Below are 17,581 nucleotides of genomic sequence, written 5' to 3'. Positions count from 1 at the left end.
AGCGGACCGGGGGTAGGTGGGCGACGGCGGGTCAGGCGAGGTCGAGGGCGGACGCGGACGCGAGCAGCTCGTCGACGACCGCGGCGACGGTGGGACGGGGCTCGTGCCGGGTCGCGCGGTGGCGTGCGACGAGGCGGCGCGAGCCGAGCCCGGGGACGGTCGCGACGGTGACGCCCTCGGGCAGGTCGCCCTGCAGCGCGAGCGCGGGCAGCATGCCGATGCCCTGCCCGGCGGCGACGAGCGCGAGCGCGACGTCGAAGTCGTAGTAGACGTGCCGCGTGGTGAGCGTGCCGACCTGCGCCGCGACGCGGGCGAGCGCGCGGGCCGCGGCGGTGCCCGGCTCGGACTCGAGCCAGGTCGCGCCCGCGAGGTCGGACAGCTGCGTGGGGACGGCGACCTGCGGGGGCAGCACGACGCGCCAGGGCTCCTCGAGCAGCACGACGTCGCGCTGCCCGCGGGGCGTGTGGGTGTCGGCGTCCTCGTCGCGCTCGATGAGCACGACGTCCGCGTCGCCCTCGCGCAGACGGCGCAGCGCGTCGGTCGCGTCACGCTCCTCGACGACCAGGTCGACGCCGGGGTGGTGCTCGGCGAGGGTCGCGAGCGCGGGTGCGACGACGGCCCGCAGCGCGGTCTGGAAGCCGGTGACGGTGACCCGGCCGGCGAGCTCGCCGCCGAGCGCGGCGAGCGCCTTGCGGGCCTCGACGAGCTCGCCCTCGATGCGTTCGGCGGCGTCGGCGAGCACGCGCCCGGCGGCGGTGAGCGTCGCGCCGCGGGGTCCGCGGTCGAGCACGGCGACGCCCTCCTCGGCCTCGAGCCGGGCGATCTGCTGGGACACCGCCGACGGCGTCACGCGCAGCACGTCGGCGGCCGCGAGGACCCCGCCGGCACGGTGCACGGCGAGGAGGACGGCGAGGCGGCGGGGGTCGGTCGTCACAGGGTCAGAGTAGTTCAGTTCCACTGAACCCCTGGTGCAGTCCAGTTCGATTGTGCTGAACCCCGGAGAGCCCCACACTGGAGTCACCGCGCGGGCCACGGCCACGCCGACCACGCGGTTCCCCCACCCCTCTGCTCGTTGCTCGGAGTACGCCCGTGTCCGCATTCGTCACCGCGCTCGGCTGGCTCGGCGCGGTCACGTGCCTCGTCGCCTACGTCCTCGTCACGCGCGGCACCTGGGCGCCGTCCTCCGGCCGCTACCAGCTCGCCAACGTCGTGTCCGGCGCCCTCATGGGCACGGTCGCGGCCGCGAGCGGCGTGTGGCCGTCGTTCGTCACCAACCTCGTGTGGGGCGTCGTCGGACTGCACGCCGTCGTGGTCGCGCTGCGGCGGCGCGCGCGCCGGCGGGCGGAGGCGCGGGACGCCGTCGTGACGCTGCCGACCACGGCCCCCGCGACCCTCACGCCGGCGGTACCCGTGGTCGTCGACCTCGCCGCCTGACGCCGACGCACCACGCCGCCGACCCGACGCGGCCGCGACCTGCGGCGGACGTCAGACGCTCGTGACCGCCGCGGCGGCCGCGCGCTCGGACGCCGTCGGGCGCCACATCGCCATGGGGGCGGCGCCCGCGAGGCCGCGGACGGGCGCGACGTCGACGAACCCGTGGCGCCGGTAGAGGCGCCGGTTCCGCTCGGTCGACGACTCGAGGTACGCGGGCACGTCGCGCGCGTCGGCGTGCGCGAGCCGTGCGCCCAGCAGAGCGGCGCCGACGCCGAGGCCGCGGGCGGCGCCGGTCACGCCGATCCACTCGAGGTACCAGTGCGGGCGCCGGGGGCGGTGGCGGTCCATGACGCGCTTGGCGTGCGCGGCCCGCAGCAGGCCCGTCGGTCCGCCCGCGCGCAGCAGGCGGGGCAGCCGGGCCGCGAGCCGCGCCGTGCTGACGGGCGCGCCGGGCGCCTCCCAGCACGCGACGCCGAGCACGTCGGGGTCGCCCGTGCGGCGCGCGAGGTCGACCGTCCCGTCGGCGACGGCCGGCGCCAGCAGCGCGGTGAGCAGGTGCCGCAGGCGCGCGTCCCGGTCGTCGGGCGCTCCGCCGACGACCACCGCCATCACGGGGTCGGTGACGAAGACGTCGGCGAGCAGGTCGACGGCGGCGGGCAGGTCGCCGGGTGCGGCGGGGGCGATGACGATCACGGGTCCTCCTCGTGCCGGGCGCTGCGGAACCTCACCGTACGTCGATCTTGGCCATATGACCAAGTCGTGCGGCCAAGATTCTCGGTACGCTCACGGGATGAGCACGGGACCCACCGCTGGGACGCACCGGCCCGCCGACGAACGCCGTGCGCAGCTGCTCGACGCCGCCGTCGACGTGCTGCGCGAGCACGGGCTCAAGGGCCTCACCACCCGGGCCGTCACGGCGCGCGCGGGCGTGCCCCACGGGATCTTCCACTACGCGTTCGGCTCGAAGGCCGCGCTCGTCCGGGCGCTCGTCGAGCGCGAGCTCACCGGGGCCGCCGCCGCGTGGGGCGCCGCCGTCGAGAGCGACGACGTGCCCACGGCGCTGCGCCAGGCGCTGCTGGCGCAGCTCGACATCGTGCGCACCGACCCCGAGCGCGACGCGTACCTCACCGAGCTCGTGCGGGCCGCGCAGGACGACGCCGGCACGCGCCCCGCGCTGTGGGAGCAGGACCGCTACCGCGCCGAGGTCGAGCACCGCCTCACGGCCTGGTCGCGGGACGCGGGCGTCCGCTGGGCGGCACCCGTGGCGGACGTCGCGGCGCTCGTGCTCAGCGCGACGGACGGCGTGATCCAGGCGTGGGTGGTCGACCGGGACGACCGCCGCGCCGAGACGTCGGTCGACCTGCTGGCACGCGCCGTCGCGTCGCTCGCGCTCCCCGCCTGACGGCGCGCGACGGGACCTGACGGGACCTGGTGCGGCCCGACGAGGCCGTCAGGCGCCCGGCACGGCGGGCCGCACGGCACGGCGGGGCTGCGCCGCGCGGTCCGCGGCCGCGACGACGAGGCGGACGGCGACGAGCACGAGCACGGGAAGGCCGACGAGGGGCAGCAGCGTCGCGGCGTCCAGCGGCAGGCCCGTCATCGGCACCCAGCGCGTGGACCCGGGGAGCAGGCCGCCGTCGCGACCCACGACCAGGACCGCGAGCACCGCGGCGAGCGGCGGCAGCGCGTGCCGCTCGACCCGCCCACCGAGCACGGCCACGAGCGCGAGGGCCGCGGGTCCGACGAGGGCCGAGACCCCCGGCCCGCCGGCCAGCCGCAGCCCCAGCTGCCCGGACGGGAGGACGCCCGTGAGGTCGGCCGCCGTGACGAGCCCGAGGACGCTCCCGACCACCAGCACCAGCACGGTGACGACCCGCACGCGGCGCCGCGGGCGCGCACCGGCCCGCAGAGCCGCGACGGCGACGACGGCCTGCGCGACGACCCAGCCGACCTCGTAGACCGCGACGAGCCGCTCACCGTCGCCGACGACGCCGACCAGCGCGCCCGCCCCGAGCGCTGCCGCCGCTGCCGCGGTCGCCCCCGCGACGCGTCGCGACCCGCACAGCAGCGCGACCACGACGACCGGCCACAGCGCCCAGGACGGCGAGAGCGGTGCGAGCGCGCTCAGCGACCAGCCCTCCCGCACGGACGCCACCCCGAGCACCAGCGCACGGACGGCGGCGTACGAGAGCGCCGCGGCCAGGAGCCACGCGACCGTCGCGGACGCCTCGGGGCGGACGTCGGCGGGTGCCCCGAGCGCGTGCCACCAGCGACGGGCGGCGTACCGCGCGACGTCGAGGCGGTCGGCGACGGTCGGGCGGCGGCGCCCGGGCGGGACGGTGCGGAGGTAGGTCGCGAGCATCTCGTCGGCGGAGCGGGCGCGGTCGGTGGGCGGCAGGAGCCGCAGCCACCGCGCGTAGCGCTCGGCGAGCTCGACCGGGGCGCCGTGGGCGGTCACGCCGTGGCTCCCGCGTCCGACGCGTCGGCGCCGGGCGCGCTCCGCCGCCCGAGCGCCGCGAGCGCGCGTTCGGCGCGGGCACGGAGCGTCTGCGCCTCGGCGCGCAGCACGCGCTCGCCCTCGCCGGTCAGGCGGTAGGTGCGACGCAGCCGCGAGTCGACGACCTCTTCGCGGTCGACGACGACGAGTCCGCGCGCGGCGAGCCGGTCGAGCGCGCCGTAGAGGGTGCCGATCCGGAGCGTCACGGCGCCGTCGGACGCCGCCGCGACGGCCTGGACGATGCCGTAGCCGTGCAGCGGGCCCTCGGCGAGGGCGCTCAGGACGAGGAAGGCGGGCTGCTGGAGACCGGGAGACATGAGGCGACCATATCTTCGCGACGAACATATGGGTAGGCGGCGCGGCGCGGGAGGCGGCGAACCGTCGCTGACCTGCAGTAACGCATGCGTTACAGGGTGGGCATAGCGCAACGGTCGGGGGGTCGACGCGATGATTCACCCGCCTCGAACCACCCTCAACGCCGCCGTTCGGATGATTCGTGCACAACCTGGACAGAAGTTCACCAAACGCCTCACGTTTGCCTCTATTGTCCGATACGCCCGATGGCGAGTCCGCCGTGCCGGGTACCCGTCCATCCGTCCATGGCCGAGGAGTCCTCCCCCGTGAACCGCCGTCTTCCCGTCGTCCTGCTGTCCGCCGCCACGCTCGTCGTCCTGCCCGCCGCCACGGCCTCCGCCACCGGGGGCCACCACTGGTCCGGCGGCTCCGGCCACTCCACGTCGTGGTGGAAGGGGAAGGACAAGCCCGGGCAGCCCGACCGCTGCGTCTCCCGCAACGCGCGCGGCGCCATCGACTGGTCCACCTACGCCTGCGACCGCGCGACCGGGTACTTCCTGTACCAGAAGCTCGACGCGTCGAAGCCCGCGAACTGGTCCAACAGCGGCCAGCAGCACCGCGTCGCGCTGCACGACGTGTGGGCGTGGCCGACCGCGGACGACGCGGCACGGCACGGCGCCTCGGGCTTCCTGCCCAAGGACGCCGAGGTCCGTGAGCTGGTCCTCGACGCCGCCGACACCGCCGCGGTCTGCGCCGCACCCGGCGCGTTCGGGCTGCAGGTCGACCTCATCGGCAACGGCAAGGACGGTGAGCGCAAGGACCTCACCCAGGTCATGCCGACCGTCATCACGCCCCCGAACGGCGGCTTCTCCTCCGACAACCTCGCGGCCTACGGCCACTACGACCTGACCGAGGTCGTCGACGTCACCGCGCTGTGCACGCCGCCGGCGCCGCGGCCCGAGCCGACCCCGGAGCCCACGCCGGAGCCCGAGCCGAGCGTCGCGCCGGAGCCCGAGCCCAGCCAGGAGCCGACGCCCGAGCCGACCCCCACCGAGGACGTCGACGACGCGCCGACCCCCGAGCCCAGCCCCGAGCCGACCGAGCGCTCCGAGGTGCTCCCGGCCCCCGCGGATACCCCCACGCCTGCCGCCTCCCCGACGCCGACCGAGCGGGCCGAGGTGCTCTCCGCGACCGACGACGACACGCTCGCCGCCACGGGCACGCAGGCCGCGCTCGGTCTGCTCGCCGGGGTCGCCGCGATCGCCGGCGGCGCCGCGCTCGTCCTGGCTCGCCGTCGTCACCGCTCGCAGCACTGAGCAGTCTCGTCCCTGAGCGGTCGCGTCGCACCGAGCAGTCGCGTCGCACCGAGCAGTGATGACGCACTACGCAGTGATGACGCTGCACTGATCCCAGCCCCGGCCACCCCCTCCACGGCCGGACGCTGACCGTACGGGCGCACCCCCCCGCGCCCGTCCGCACCGCCGCACTTCCCCGCGCGGCACGGTGCCGTCACCCCTCGGCCCTCCCCCCCCCGGCCGAGGGGTGACGCGCGCCCGGACGCACCGTGCGCATGGCACCGGCACGCGCACCGCGCACGTGGCATCCCGAAAGACCCACGCCGCGGCGTCCGGCTCACTAGCCTGCGCCTCATGGCACGCAGGGGGCAGATGCAGCACGTCGACCTCGTGGAGGACGACGGCACCACACGTCCGGGCTCCGCCCCGGCGCCGGACCTGTCGACCTCCGCCGCAGCGCCACCACACGCGACACCTGCCGCCGACCGACGTCGTCGACGTCGCACGGTGCTGACGTCCGCCCTCGCCGCCCTCGCCGTCCTCGCGGCGGTGCTGGTCGTCCACGTGCGGGCCGACGCCCGCGAGCGCCAACGTCTCGCGTCGCTCGCCGACCTGCCGTTCGTGGCGGCACCGCTCGACGGTCCGCCCCGCGTGGCGTGGACCGCACCCGAGGGCCGGCTCGACATGCTCGTGGCGCCCGTCGGCGACGTCCTCGTGAGCATCCGCACGGGGTTCGACGAGCGCGCCGACGTCGTCGCCGTCGATGCGACCGACGGCAGCGAACGGTGGCGGGTCGAGGCGCTCGCCTCGGTCGCACGCGACGCGCCGGACGACGCAGAGATCCTCGGGTTCGCGGGGACGTGCGTCGCGCACCCGGTGACCCCGGACGCCGTCGCGTGCCTCGCCACCGACGCCGCCGGGTACACGGACGGCGAGAAGTGGCAGAGCCTGCCCCCGACCGTCGCGCGTCTGCTCGTGCTCGACGCGCGTGACGGGCGGGTGCTCACCGACCTCACCGACGCGCTGCCGCGCCCGCTGCCGCGGAACCTCGCGACGGCCGGTGCCGACCTCGCGGTGTGGGACGACGCCGACGACGTGCTGCGGGTCCGGGCGCTCACGCCCGAGGGGGGCGTCGTGTGGGAGCGCACGCTCGAGTCACCCGCGACCGAGGGCGCGTCGGCCTGGGTCGGCCCGCTCGACGCGGGGACGGCGCTCGTCACCCCACAGGCCGTGCACCTCGTCGGGCCCGACGGCGCTGACCTCCGGGTGGCACCGCTGGCTCCCACGGAGTCGGCGCAGCAGACCACGACGGGGCGGGTGGTGATCGTCCCGTCGTGGGAGGCCCACGTGCGCGCGCTCCAGGGCCCGGCACCCACGCCCTCCGGCGTCCGACTCGTCACCGCCGACTCCGAGGTCGACCTGGACGGCACCCTGGTCCCGGCCACGGACGACGGCAGCGTGCCGGGCCTGCTCCTGACGCTCGTGGACACGGGCACCCTGCAGGCGTGGAACGGCGACGGCGAGCGGTCGTGGACGTGGGACCTCGACGGCGTCGCGTCGTGGTTCCGGGACAGCCGGACCTCGACGACCGTGCTCGACGGGCGCGTGCACATGGCCGGCCCCGGTCTGCTGGTCACGCTCGACGCCCGTACGGGGCGCGAGCTGTGGCGGTCGGACGCGCTGGGCTCGGGGGACGTCGTCACGGACGGGCGGCTGCTCCTCGGCCTCGCGGATCCCACGACCTCCGACGCCATCGGCCCCGAGCTGGTCGCGCTGCGCCGCGACGACGGGACCGTCGCGTGGCGGGCTCCGCTCCCGGTGGGCACCGATCTGGTCATGGTGCAGGCGCGGCTCCTGCTCGCGGTCGAGTCACCCGACGACGGGCCGACCACGTACCACGTGCTGGCCGGGGACGGCTGATCCTGGGCCCCGAACCCGCCCGCGGCGCGGCGCTGCCTCGTTAGCCTGCGGCGATGGGGAACGCGTCACGGAAGGACGTCGAGGTCGTCGAGGCCGCGGCCGAGGCCCCGGTCGCGCAGACGACCACGGGCGCGAGCGGTCGAGGGTGGCGTCCGCGACGCCCCCGACGCCTGGCCGCCGTGCTGGCCCTCGTCGTCACCCTCGGGGTGGCGGGCGCGGTCGTCGGTCAGCTCGTCGTCGACGCCCGCGAGCGCGCGCGTCTCGACGCGGTCGCGCGGCTCCCGGGCGCGGTGCCTCTGCTGGACGGTCCGCCCGAGGCGCTCTGGACCCTGCCCGACGGCGTGACGACGGCCGACCTGGTGGGGACCACGGCGGGCGGCGCGGTCGTCGTCACGGAGCCCGGGCCCCGCGGGCCGGCGGTCGCCGCGCGCGCCGCGACGACGGGTGAGGTCCGCTGGCGGGTGCCGTTGCTCGACGCGACGTCGGCGCCGCCGGCCGGGACGGTGCTCGACCTGCCGCCGGGCCGCTGCGACGTCGGGGACGTCGTCGTCTGCCTGGTCGTGGAGACCGTCTCGACGCTCGGCGCCGACGAGGGCGACGCGCCCGTGCCGGTGTCGGCGCGTTCGCGCCTGGTGGTGCTCGACGCGGACGACGGGACGGTCCTCGCCGAGCGCACCACGAGTGGCACGGACCCTGTTCCCGCCGCGTCCGAGCTGGTCGGTGACCTGGTGGTGACGATCACGCCCGTCGACGGCGCGCTGCGCGTCGACGCGGTCACGACCGACGGTGCGGCGGCGTGGGACGCGTCGTTGCCGTCCTCGACCGCCGGTGCGCGCACGTTCCTCGCGCGCCTGGACGACCACGTCCTCGCGGGCGCGGGCGACCAGCTCACGGTGCTCGACCACGCCGGGGCGGCGGTCCGCACGCTGCCGTTCCCCGAGAGCGCGCTCGCGCTGCAGCACGGGGACGACGCCGTCCTGCTGCGCGACTACACCCGACCGGACGTGAACGCACCGACCACGGTGGTCCGCGCCGACGGCGAGCAGACGGTCGACGGGGAGGTCGTCGAGCTGGCCCTCGACGACGGCAGCGTGCCGGGGCTGCTCCTCACGTCGCCCGACGGGACGCGGCTGACGGCCCTGGACGCCGCGGGCGACGAGCTGTGGTCGCGCGACTCGGGCGCGGCCTCCGGCCTGGCCGTGCTCGCGGGGCGCGTCTACTCGGGGACGGGTGGTGGCATGGTCGCGCTCGACGCCCGCACGGGCGCCGACGTGTGGCGTTCCGACCAGGTGCGCGAGGGTCCGGTCGTCACCGACGGCGCCCACCTCGTGGCGATGGGTCTGCGTCCGCTCGCGGACGGGCGCCGCGAGGTGCTCGTCCTGGACCGCGCGGACGGCGCCGTGGCGTGGCGGGCGCGGCTCCCCGAGGGCGTGCAGGACGTCACCGCGGCGGGGGGCGTGCTGGTGGCGACGACCGGCGACGGCCCCGCCGACGGGCCGGCGACCGTGCTGGGTTCGGGCTCCCGGTGACCGGTCCGGACGCGTCACGAGGTGCGCGCCACGGGGGACGGCTGGACGTCGAGCTGCACGACGACGGGGACGACCGCCCGGACGGCGATGCCGCCCCGCCCGCGCCCGCTCCGCGGGCCGCGCGACACCGTCGGTGGTGGGCCGTCGGCGTCGTCGGCGTCGTCGTGCTCGCGCTGACCGCTGCGCAGGTGGTGGTCGACCTCCGGGAGCGCTCGGCGCTCGCCGACCTCAGGGGCGTCGAGGGACTGCTCGACCCGTTGGACCCCGGGGTGGGGGTGCGGTGGGAGCGCGCCGACGCGGGGTCGTCGGTCGACGTCATGACACCCGAGGGCCGCGTGCTCGTGAGCGAGCGCGAGGCTCCGGGTGGCGTGGCGCTGGAGGGCATGGACAGCGCGACCGGCGACACCCTCTGGCGGCGGGTCCTCGCGGGCGGGACGGGTGGCAGCCCGCCCGGGGCGCGGCCCGAGCCCGTGACGTGCCAGGCCGCACCCGACGGCTCAGGACGACTGAGCTGCCTGCGGACGGGACGCTGGCGGCAGCCGGGTCCGCCGACCACCGGGACGGACGGGGCGGCGCACCTGTGGACCGTGGACGTCCGCACGGGTGAGGTCGTCGGGGACGTCGCGCTCGAGGAGGCGCCGACGGCGTTCGCGATGGTCGCGGGAACCGCGGTGGTGGTCACCCCGCTCGAGACCGCGGTGCGGGTCACGGGGCTCGACCCGTTGAGGGGTGCCGCACGGTGGCGGCTCGACCTGCCCGGGCCGGACGACGACGGCGGCAGGTCCTCGGCGCTCGACCGCGCGGACGTCCAGGCGATCGACGCGTCGACGGTGGCGGTGCACGACGGGCAGGTGATCACGCTGGTCTCGGACGACGGCGTGGTGCTGCGCCGGTACGACGAGCTCGCGGGCGTCGACACAGCGGATGGGGTCGGCTTCTGGTGGTTGACGGACCGCACGAACGGTGCGGTGGTCTCGGTCGTGAACGACGTGACCACGCTGGTCACCGCCGAGCGCGAGGTGACGGTGCAGGGCGGCGCCGTCCCTCGGTGGGCGGACGACGGCAGCGCGCCGGGCCTGGTGCTCACGTCCGGCGACACCGTCCGCGCGTGGGACGCGCGCTCCGGTGAGGAACGGTGGACGGCGGACCTGGACCGCGACGTGCACACGGCGATCGTGCTGCGGGGGCGCGTGCACCTGTTCGCGTCCGACCGCGTCGTGACCGTCGACGCCGCGACGGGGCGGACGCTGTGGCGCTCGCCGCCGGACCTGGTGCCGACGTCCCCGTTGTCGGACGGCCGGGTCGTGCTGCTGGTCCGGCTCGACGATCGCGGCGACGGCGGGGAGCTCGTCGCGCTGGACGTGGCCGACGGGGACGAGCGGTGGCGGTCACCGTTGCCGGAGCACGGCTGGGTCACCACGACGGGTGGGCTGCTGGTCGTCGTGGTCGACGACCCGACGGGCGAGACCTCGGGCTCGCTGCGGGTGCTGGGCTGAGCCCTCAGCCCGCGAGCAGCCCGATCACGAGCGCGACGACGGCGAGCAGCGGGACCGTGCCCTGCTTGATCGCGGCGGACGCCTTGGTGCGGTCGGAGAGCAGCAGCACGAGCGCGGCGGCGAGCATCGAGCCCGTGCCGACGAGCGCGGCGGTGGCGCCGGCGCCCGTCGACCCGGCGGCGACGAGCACGATGCCGACGACGACGGCGATCGCGAGGAAGAGGTTGTAGAAGCCCTGGTTGTAGGCCATCGCGCGGGTGTGGCGCGCCTCGTCCTCGGTGGTGCCGAAGGTCGCGCGGGCGCGGGGCGTGGTCCAGGCGACGGACTCGAGCCAGAAGATGTAGACGTGCAGCAGCGCGGCGACCCCCGCGAGCACGAGACCCAGGACGACCATGGCGACCTCCCCCTCCCGGCCGGCGGCGCCGACCCGTTCTGTACCGGACGTTCCACAACCTATACTGGATCGACCGATACAGAAAGTGTGAGGGTGGTCATGGGACGCGCACCGACCTTCGACGCCGACGCCGTCGTGCGCGCGGCGCGCGACGTCTTCTGGTCCCACGGCTACGAGGACGCCTCGCTGCCCGCGCTCGAGGCCGCGACCGGCCTGAGCCGGTCGAGCATCTACCACGCGTTCGGCAGCAAGCGCGGCCTCTTCGACGCCGCCGTCGCGAGCTACCTCGCCGACGTCGTGCGCCCCCGCCTGCGCGTGCTCACCGCCGACCCCGTCGCCCCCGACGCGCTCGCGCGCTACCTGCGCGGCCTGCGCGACGCGCTCACCGCCGACGGCTCGGCGGCCGCCGCGCACGGCTGCCTGCTGCTCAACGCGTCCGGCGCGCCCGTCGCCCACGACGCCGACGTGCGCGCGACCATCGCCGCCTACCGCGACGAGCTGCGCGGCGGCATCGGCCGCGGCGTCGACGCCGCGCACCCCGCCCTGCCGGACGACGAGCGTGCACGCCTCGCCGAGGCGTGCACCGCGCTCGTCGTCGCCGCGCTGCTCGTCGTGCGCGTCGACCCCGACGCGGCAGCCCGCTCGCTCGACGCCGCCCTGGGCCTCGCGGCCTGACCGCCCGCTCTCACCCGCCTGACCAGGCGGGTCGCCGCGCCGCCCGCGCCCGCTGACCGTAGCCTCGGGCGCACGTGCCACCCGGCACCGCGACGACGGGAGACGCGCATGGGCCTGTTCGGACGACGCCGCGAGACGGCCGCCCCCCGACCCCCGGCAGCGCCACCGGCTCCCCCGGCGCCACCGGCCCGCGGCGCCGGCGCGCTGTGGGCCGACGGGTTCGGCCGCGCCGGCACCCGCGCGCTGCAGGTGCTCGCGGTCGTCGCCGTCGTCGCGGTCGCGGTCCTCGCGATCACGCGGCTCACGCTCATCGTCATCCCCGTGCTCGTCGCGCTCGTGCTCGCCGCCGCGATCAGCCCGCTCGTGTCGTGGCTGCGCCGCCGCGGCGCACCCTCGATGCTCGCGACCTGGGTGTCGCTCCTGGCGCTCGTCGGCGTGCTCACGCTCGTCGTGTGGGCGGTCGTCCGCGCGGTCGTCGCGCAGTGGGACGAGCTCGCCGACTCCGCGGTCGACGGCATCGCCGAGCTCCAGACGCTCGTGTCCGGGCTGCCGTTCGAGATCACCGACGCGCAGGTCCGCGAGGCGCAGGACGCGCTGCAGGGGCTGCTCGCGTCCGACGCCGTCGGCGCGGGCGCCCTGGCCGGGCTGTCGGCGACCGCGAACTTCGTCACCGGGTTCTTCCTCATGGTCGTCGTGCTGTTCTTCTTCCTCAAGGACGGCCCGCGCATCTGGGAGTTCCTGCTGCGGCCGTTCGAGGGCGAGCGCTACGAGCGCGGGCGGCGGGTCGGCACCCGGACCGTGCAGACGCTCGGCGGCTACGTGCGGGGCACCGCGATCGTCGCGGCGGTCGACGCCGTGGGCATCGGCATCGGCCTCGCGGTCGTCGGGGTGCCGCTCGTGCTCCCGCTGTCGGTGCTCGTGTTCCTGCTCGCGTTCATCCCGCTGGTCGGGGCGACCCTCGCGGGCGCCCTGGCCGCCTTGGTCGCGCTCGTGGCGCTCGGGCCCGTGCAGGCGCTCGTCGTCGTCGCCGTGGTCGTGGCGGTCAACCAGCTCGAGGGCAACCTGCTGCAGCCCGTCGTCATGGCCCGCTCGCTGCAGCTGCACCCCCTGGTCATCCTCGTCGCGCTGACCGCGGGCACCGTGCTCGCGGGCATCACGGGCGCCGTGCTGGCCGTGCCGATCGCGGCGTCGGTCTGGGGTGCCGTGCAGGTGTGGGACGGGCCCGGAACGCCCGCGCGGTTCGCGCGCAGGAAGCGACCCGAGACGGTCTGACGTCGTCCGCACCCCTCGACCGGCGACGGCGAGCAGCCCGGGCTAGCGTCGGCAGCACCCACCAGGAGGTGCCATGAGCAGCCCGATCCCCGACCCCGGCGCCGTGCCGGACGCGCCGAACTTCGACGACCTCCCGACGAACGACGAGCCCGACCCGCGCGAGCCGGTCCCGCCGCCCCCGTCGGCCGACGACCCGGAGCCGACCGAGCACGGCTGACGCGTCGCGCGACCGCCCGGACCGGCCCGGCCGTCAGCGGGTCGCGTCGCCCGTCGGCGCGTCCGAGCCCTCCGGCGGGTCCGGGATCAGCGCGAGCGCGGCCGCGACCCCGCCCATCACGAGTCCCGTGCGGGTGTGCGCCCAGCGGGCACCCGCGACGCGACGCGTCTCGGCGCGGCGGTACAGCCACCGCTCGGTCGCCACGGTCGCCCACACGCTGCCCGCCATGACGGCGGCCCCGACGCCCGCGATCACGGCCTGCTGGCGGGCGGGCAGCGAGCGGAACGTCGGCGCGGGCGCGTCGTCGCCGGGGGCCTCGACCTCGTCGGCGGCGTCCTGCCAGGTCAGCGACGTGAGCGGCGTCGGCTCGGCGGTGCGCTTGTGCTGCCACGTGGCGCGCGCGTCGGGCAGCGTGGCCGCCGTGGCGACGAGCAGCAGCGCCGCCTTGGCCCAGCCGCGCGCCGTGCGCGAGCGGATCACGTCGGGCGTCGCGTAGTAGGCCGCGGTCGCGGCACCCCCCACGGTCGCGGCGAGCAGGCGGGTGGGGGTCGGGCTCATGCGGGGGCTCCCTGGGTGCTCGGCGGGTCCACCGGTGACGTGCTCCCGGCGGTCTCGCCCCTCCCAACGGGCGGACCCGCCCGCCGGGTTCCCCCGGGGGGCGGGGCTGCGCGCGGCGCGACCCTGCGATGCTGGGGCGATGACCCGGTGCCCCTGCTCCAGCGGCCTGCCGTTCGACGAGTGCTGCGGCCCCCTGCACGCGGGCGACCGCACGGCCGGCACCGCCGAGCAGCTCATGCGGTCGCGGTTCAGCGCGTTCGCCGTCGGTGACGCGGCGTACCTGCGCCGCACGTGGCACGCGGCCACGCGCCCGGCGCACCTCGACCTCGACGACGACGTGCGCTGGTACCGGCTCGACGTGCTCGCGACCGCCGGCGGCGGCGTCTTCGACACGACTGGCACGGTCGAGTTCGAGGCGTTCTGGCGCTCGCCAGGCGGGCGCGGGTCGATGCGCGAGGTCAGCCGGTTCCGCCGCGGCCCGGACGGCTGGCGGTACGTCGACGGGGACGTGCGCGCACCCGCCTGACGCCCGCGGTCAGTCCGGCCGGACCTCGGTCACGACGCCGTCCTCGACGTGCCAGCGGCGGGTCAGCCGCACGGTGTCGAGCATGCGTCGGTCGTGCGTGACCAGCAGGACCGTGCCGTCGAACGACTCCAGGGCCTGCTCGAGCTGCTCGATCGCGGGCAGGTCCAGGTGGTTGGTCGGCTCGTCGAGGACGAGCAGGTTGACGCCGCGGGCCTGCAGCAGCGCGAGCGCGGCGCGCGTGCGCTCGCCCGGCGACAGCGACGACGCGGGCCGCCCCACCTGGTGCCCCGTGAGCCCGAACTTCGCGAGCAGCGTGCGCACGTCGGCGGTCGGCCAGTCGGGGACCTCGCGTGCGAACGCGTCACCGACGGGCTCGTCGCCCTCGAACACCGCGCGGGCCTGGTCGACCTCGCCGACCAGCACGCCCGACCCGAGCGACGCCGCGCCCTCGTCCGGCGTCAGCCGCCCCAGCAGCAGGCCGAGCAGCGTCGACTTGCCCGACCCGTTGGGCCCGGTCACGGCGACGCGGTCCTGCCGGTCGAGCTGCAGGTCGACCGGCCCGAGCGTGAAGTCCCCACGACGCACGACCGCGCCGCGCGCGGTGGCGACGACCTCGCCCGAGCGCGGAGCCGTCGCGATCGTCATGCGCAGCTGCCACTCCTTGCGCGGCTCGTCGACGACCTCGAGCCGCTCGATCAGGCGGTCGGTCTGGCGGGCCTTCGCGGCCTGCTTCTCGGCCACCTCGCCGCGGTGGTGCTTGACGTGCTTGTCGCCGTCGGTGGCCTTGCGGCGCGCGTTGCGCACGCCCTTCTCCATCCACGCGCGCTGCGTGCGGGCCCGCGCGGCGAGCTGGTCGCGCCGCGCGGCGTAGTCCTCGTACGCCTCGCGCGCGTGACGGCGGGCCGTCGAGCGCTCGTCGAGGTACGCGTCGTACGAGCCGCCGTAGGTGGCGACGCGCTGCAGGGACCGGTCGATCTCGACGACCGTCGTGACCGTGCGGGCCAGGAACTCGCGGTCGTGGCTGACCACCACGATCGGCGCCTGCGCGCGCTCCACGAACTCCTCCAGCCGGTCGAGGCCGTCGGCGTCGAGGTCGTTGGTCGGCTCGTCGAGCAGGTACAGGTCGAACCGCGACAGCAGCAGCGCCGCGAGACCGACGCGCGCAGCCTGCCCGCCGGACAGCGCGGTCATCGGCAGGGCGAGGTCGACCGCGAGACCCAGGTCGTCGGCGACGACGCCGAGCCGCGCGTCGAGGTCGGCGCCGCCCAGCGACGTCCAGCGCTCGAGCGCGTCGGTGAACGCGTCGGCCGCACCGGGCGCGTCGGCCGCGAGCGCGTCGGCGGCGGCGTCCATCGCGGCCTGCGCGTCGGCGACGCCCGTGCGCCGCTCGAGGAACGTCCGCACGGACTCGTCGTCGCGCCGCTCGACCTCCTGCACGAGGTACCCGACCTGCGCGGTCGCGGGCGAGAGCTGCACCGACCCCGCCTCGGGCGCGCGCTGCCCGGCCAGGATCCGCAGCAGCGTCGTCTTGCCCGCGCCGTTGGGCCCGACGAGCCCCACGACGTCCCCCGGCGCGACCACCAGGTCCAGGCCCGAGAACAGCTCGCGGTCGCCGAACGCCGCGGCGACGCCACGGACCTGCAGGGTCGCACTCATGCCCCCATCCTGCCGGGCGGGCACGTCGGGACCCGAACGCTTTGTGTCGGCCCGGCCGGCGCCCACCACAGCACCGCGGGTCGTCACGCGTCACGAGACCGAGGTCCCGTGGCCCTCCCGGGCGCACCGGTAGCGTCGCCGCACCCCCCGTCGTCGTCGCGGAAGCGCAGGTGCACGCCATGCCCGGAACCGTCGGCCGCGGCCGCTCGATCCAGTCGGTCGACGACGTCCTCGCGCTGCTCGACCAGCTGTTCGACGAGCGCGCCGACCGGTGGTCCGAGCGCGGTGGCACCGACTTCTGGGACCGGTTCTACGCCGACCGGCACCGACCGGTCCCCTTCTTCCGGGCCGTCCCCGACGAGTCCCTCGTCGCGTGGCACGCCGACGGGCGCCTGCCGCTCGGGCCCGGCACGCGCGTGCTGGAGCTCGGGTGCGGGCCGGGGCGCAACGCGGTGTGGCTCGCGCAGCAGGGCTGCAGGGTCGACGCGCTCGACCTCTCGGCGACGGCCGTGACGTGGGGCCGTGAGCGCGCCACGCAGGCGGGCGTCGACGTGCGGTTCGTGCGCACCGACGTCCTCACGTGGCGGACGGACCGGCCCTACGACCTCGTGGTCGACTCCGGCTGCTTCCACCACCTGCCGCCGCACCGCCGCGTGTCCTACCGCGCGCTGCTCGAGCGGACCCTCGCACCCGGTGGGCACCTGGGCATCGCGTGCTTCGCCGCGGGGCACGACGGCCGCGGCGGCACCGAGGCCGACGACCTCGACCTGTACCGCGCGGGCGGCCTCGGCGGCGGGCTCGCGTACACCGCCGACGAGCTCCGGCGCTCGCTGGCCGGGCTCACCGAGGTCGAGCTGCGGCGCATGCGCACGGTGACGTCCGGGGACACGTTCGGCGAGGACTTCCTGTGGGCGGGCCTGTTCCGGCGGTGACGTGACGCGTCCCACCCCCCGGCAGGCGTCGTCTGGGACCGAAGGACGAGGTCGAGGCCCAGGACGCGGGGCAGACTCCGAAGGCTCCGCCCCCGTGCAGCACCGAGGAGTCCCGTGTCCGTCGCCGCTTCGCCGTCCCCGACCCCGCAGCACCGCGCCGCGGGCCTGCTGACCGTGCAGGTGGTCGCACCGGACGGCGTGCGCTGGTCGGGGAACGCGCGCGGCGTCACCGTGCCGTCGGTGTCCGGGTCGCTGGGCATCCTGCCGCGGCACGAGCCCGTCGCGGCCGTGCTGGCCGCGGGGGTCGTGCGGGTGCGGCCGGCCACGGGCGACCCGGTCGAGGTCACGGTGACCGGCGGGTTCGTCGTGGTCGACGACGACGAGGTGTCGGTCCTCGCGGACGGGACCGTCGCGCCCGGGGACGCGTAGCGCGGTCAGACCGGGTCGAGCCGCCGCCGCAGCAGGCAGAACTCGTTGCCCTCGGGGTCGGCCAGCACGTGCCACGTCGCGTCGGGACCCTGCCCCACGTCGACCGGTCGGGCACCGAGCGCGAGCAGCCGCTCGAGCTCGGCGGCCTGGTCACGGTCGGTGGGGCTCACGTCGACGTGCAGCCGCAGCTTCCCGGGCCGGGGCTGCTCGACGGGGCTGACGATGATCGTGGGCTGCGGCCCCCCGAACCCGGCGTCCGCGGGCCCGATCTCGATGCTGTCGTCGTCCTCCCGCCCCAGCTCGACGTAGCCGAGGACCTGGGACCAGAACGCCGCGAGACGCTCGTGGTCGGACGCCTCGAGGACCAGCTCGCTGATGCGGCACGCCATGCGGCCAGGGTAGGCAGGAGCCCCGCCGTCGGCGCGTCGGGCGAGCCCGGCGGTGCCTAATCGATTCC

Annotated in this window: 20 protein-coding genes; 12 read left to right on the top strand and 8 right to left on the bottom strand. The window is 76.6% G+C overall.

Features of this window, described 5'->3' with window-relative positions; all coding sequences use genetic code 11:
• Positions 1-31: 31 nt before the first annotated feature.
• Positions 32-934, bottom strand: coding sequence for a LysR family transcriptional regulator (locus E4A51_RS10115; RefSeq protein WP_046529720.1), 903 nt, complete (start codon positions 932-934; stop codon positions 32-34).
• A gap of 155 nt (positions 935-1,089) precedes the next feature.
• Between E4A51_RS10115 and E4A51_RS18580 the strand changes: the two genes are divergently transcribed.
• Entirely contained in the window at positions 1,090-1,434 is a 345-nt protein-coding gene (locus E4A51_RS18580; RefSeq protein WP_179210943.1) for a hypothetical protein, read from the top strand.
• 51 nt (positions 1,435-1,485) lie between these two features.
• On the opposite strand, the gene E4A51_RS10105 is transcribed toward E4A51_RS18580, so the two are convergent.
• The gene (locus tag E4A51_RS10105) at positions 1,486-2,127 is read right to left on the bottom strand and encodes a GNAT family N-acetyltransferase (protein ID WP_240696437.1); all 642 of its coding nucleotides are present in this window, start codon (positions 2,125-2,127) and stop codon (positions 1,486-1,488) included.
• A 97-nt stretch (positions 2,128-2,224) separates the two neighbouring features.
• Between E4A51_RS10105 and E4A51_RS10100 the strand changes: the two genes are divergently transcribed.
• Positions 2,225-2,836, top strand: a complete 612-nt coding sequence (locus E4A51_RS10100; RefSeq protein ID WP_163274864.1) for a TetR/AcrR family transcriptional regulator — start codon at positions 2,225-2,227, stop codon at positions 2,834-2,836.
• 48 nt (positions 2,837-2,884) lie between these two features.
• On the opposite strand, the gene E4A51_RS10095 is transcribed toward E4A51_RS10100, so the two are convergent.
• Positions 2,885-3,892, bottom strand: coding sequence for a hypothetical protein (locus E4A51_RS10095; RefSeq protein ID WP_134851649.1), 1,008 nt, complete (start codon positions 3,890-3,892; stop codon positions 2,885-2,887).
• Positions 3,889-4,248, bottom strand: coding sequence for a PadR family transcriptional regulator (locus E4A51_RS10090; RefSeq protein ID WP_070319203.1), 360 nt, complete (start codon positions 4,246-4,248; stop codon positions 3,889-3,891). Before E4A51_RS10090 ends, E4A51_RS10095 begins: the two co-directional genes overlap by 4 nt.
• A 282-nt stretch (positions 4,249-4,530) precedes the next feature.
• On the opposite strand from E4A51_RS10090, the gene E4A51_RS10085 reads away from it, so the two are divergent.
• The 4 genes from E4A51_RS10085 to E4A51_RS10070 all read left to right on the top strand — a co-directional run bounded on the left by E4A51_RS10085 (position 4,531) and on the right by E4A51_RS10070 (position 10,465).
• On the top strand, positions 4,531-5,541 hold the full coding sequence (locus E4A51_RS10085; RefSeq protein ID WP_134851648.1) for an LPXTG cell wall anchor domain-containing protein: 1,011 nt from the start codon (positions 4,531-4,533) through the stop codon (positions 5,539-5,541).
• Positions 5,542-6,027: 486 nt separating this feature from the next.
• Positions 6,028-7,440 carry a PQQ-binding-like beta-propeller repeat protein gene (locus E4A51_RS10080; protein ID WP_167748890.1) on the top strand — a complete coding sequence of 471 codons (1,413 nt, stop codon included), beginning with the start codon at positions 6,028-6,030 and terminating at the stop codon, positions 7,438-7,440.
• A gap of 53 nt (positions 7,441-7,493) precedes the next feature.
• The gene (locus E4A51_RS10075; RefSeq protein WP_134851646.1) at positions 7,494-8,969 is read left to right on the top strand and encodes a PQQ-binding-like beta-propeller repeat protein; all 1,476 of its coding nucleotides are present in this window, start codon (positions 7,494-7,496) and stop codon (positions 8,967-8,969) included.
• 164 nt (positions 8,970-9,133) lie between these two features.
• Entirely contained in the window at positions 9,134-10,465 is a 1,332-nt protein-coding gene (locus E4A51_RS10070) for a PQQ-binding-like beta-propeller repeat protein (protein ID WP_134851645.1), read from the top strand.
• A 4-nt stretch (positions 10,466-10,469) separates the two neighbouring features.
• Here E4A51_RS10070 and E4A51_RS10065 read toward each other — a convergent pair whose 3' ends face one another.
• On the bottom strand, positions 10,470-10,859 hold the full coding sequence (locus tag E4A51_RS10065; RefSeq protein ID WP_070319208.1) for a DUF1304 domain-containing protein: 390 nt from the start codon (positions 10,857-10,859) through the stop codon (positions 10,470-10,472).
• Between the two features lie 99 nt (positions 10,860-10,958).
• On the opposite strand from E4A51_RS10065, the gene E4A51_RS10060 reads away from it, so the two are divergent.
• From E4A51_RS10060 to E4A51_RS18360, 3 genes are all read left to right on the top strand, one after another.
• On the top strand, positions 10,959-11,534 hold the full coding sequence (locus E4A51_RS10060; RefSeq protein ID WP_134851644.1) for a TetR/AcrR family transcriptional regulator: 576 nt from the start codon (positions 10,959-10,961) through the stop codon (positions 11,532-11,534).
• Positions 11,535-11,642: 108 nt separating this feature from the next.
• Complete coding sequence (locus E4A51_RS10055; protein ID WP_070319210.1) at positions 11,643-12,806, top strand: AI-2E family transporter; 1,164 nt, start codon at positions 11,643-11,645, stop codon at positions 12,804-12,806.
• A gap of 73 nt (positions 12,807-12,879) precedes the next feature.
• A complete protein-coding gene (locus E4A51_RS18360; protein WP_156442009.1) occupies positions 12,880-13,023 on the top strand; it encodes a hypothetical protein in 144 nt (47 codons plus the stop codon).
• 33 nt (positions 13,024-13,056) lie between these two features.
• Here the strand turns inward: E4A51_RS18360 and E4A51_RS10050 are convergent, their stop codons facing one another.
• Positions 13,057-13,581 (bottom strand): hypothetical protein, encoded by a 525-nt coding sequence (locus tag E4A51_RS10050; protein WP_087508055.1) that lies wholly within the window; start codon positions 13,579-13,581, stop codon positions 13,057-13,059.
• 139 nt (positions 13,582-13,720) lie between these two features.
• On the opposite strand from E4A51_RS10050, the gene E4A51_RS10045 reads away from it, so the two are divergent.
• Positions 13,721-14,107 (top strand): YchJ family protein, encoded by a 387-nt coding sequence (locus E4A51_RS10045; protein WP_134851643.1) that lies wholly within the window; start codon positions 13,721-13,723, stop codon positions 14,105-14,107.
• Positions 14,108-14,116: 9 nt separating this feature from the next.
• On the opposite strand, the gene E4A51_RS10040 is transcribed toward E4A51_RS10045, so the two are convergent.
• Complete coding sequence (locus E4A51_RS10040; protein WP_134851642.1) at positions 14,117-15,763, bottom strand: ABC-F family ATP-binding cassette domain-containing protein; 1,647 nt, start codon at positions 15,761-15,763, stop codon at positions 14,117-14,119.
• A gap of 179 nt (positions 15,764-15,942) precedes the next feature.
• Between E4A51_RS10040 and E4A51_RS10035 the strand changes: the two genes are divergently transcribed.
• Positions 15,943-16,695, top strand: a complete 753-nt coding sequence (locus tag E4A51_RS10035; RefSeq protein WP_134851641.1) for a class I SAM-dependent methyltransferase — start codon at positions 15,943-15,945, stop codon at positions 16,693-16,695.
• Between the two features lie 114 nt (positions 16,696-16,809).
• The gene (gene atpC, locus E4A51_RS10030) at positions 16,810-17,124 is read left to right on the top strand and encodes an ATP synthase F1 subunit epsilon (protein WP_082739905.1); all 315 of its coding nucleotides are present in this window, start codon (positions 16,810-16,812) and stop codon (positions 17,122-17,124) included.
• Positions 17,125-17,129: 5 nt separating this feature from the next.
• Here atpC and E4A51_RS10025 read toward each other — a convergent pair whose 3' ends face one another.
• On the bottom strand, positions 17,130-17,513 hold the full coding sequence (locus E4A51_RS10025) for a VOC family protein (RefSeq protein ID WP_070319214.1): 384 nt from the start codon (positions 17,511-17,513) through the stop codon (positions 17,130-17,132).
• Between the last annotated feature and the right edge of the window lie 68 nt (positions 17,514-17,581).

The sequence above is a fragment of the Cellulomonas sp. HD19AZ1 genome, from assembly GCF_004535805.1.
Taxonomy (GTDB): Bacteria; Actinomycetota; Actinomycetes; order Actinomycetales; family Cellulomonadaceae; genus Cellulomonas; species Cellulomonas iranensis.
This window is presented reverse-complemented; position numbering and strand designations above follow the sequence as displayed.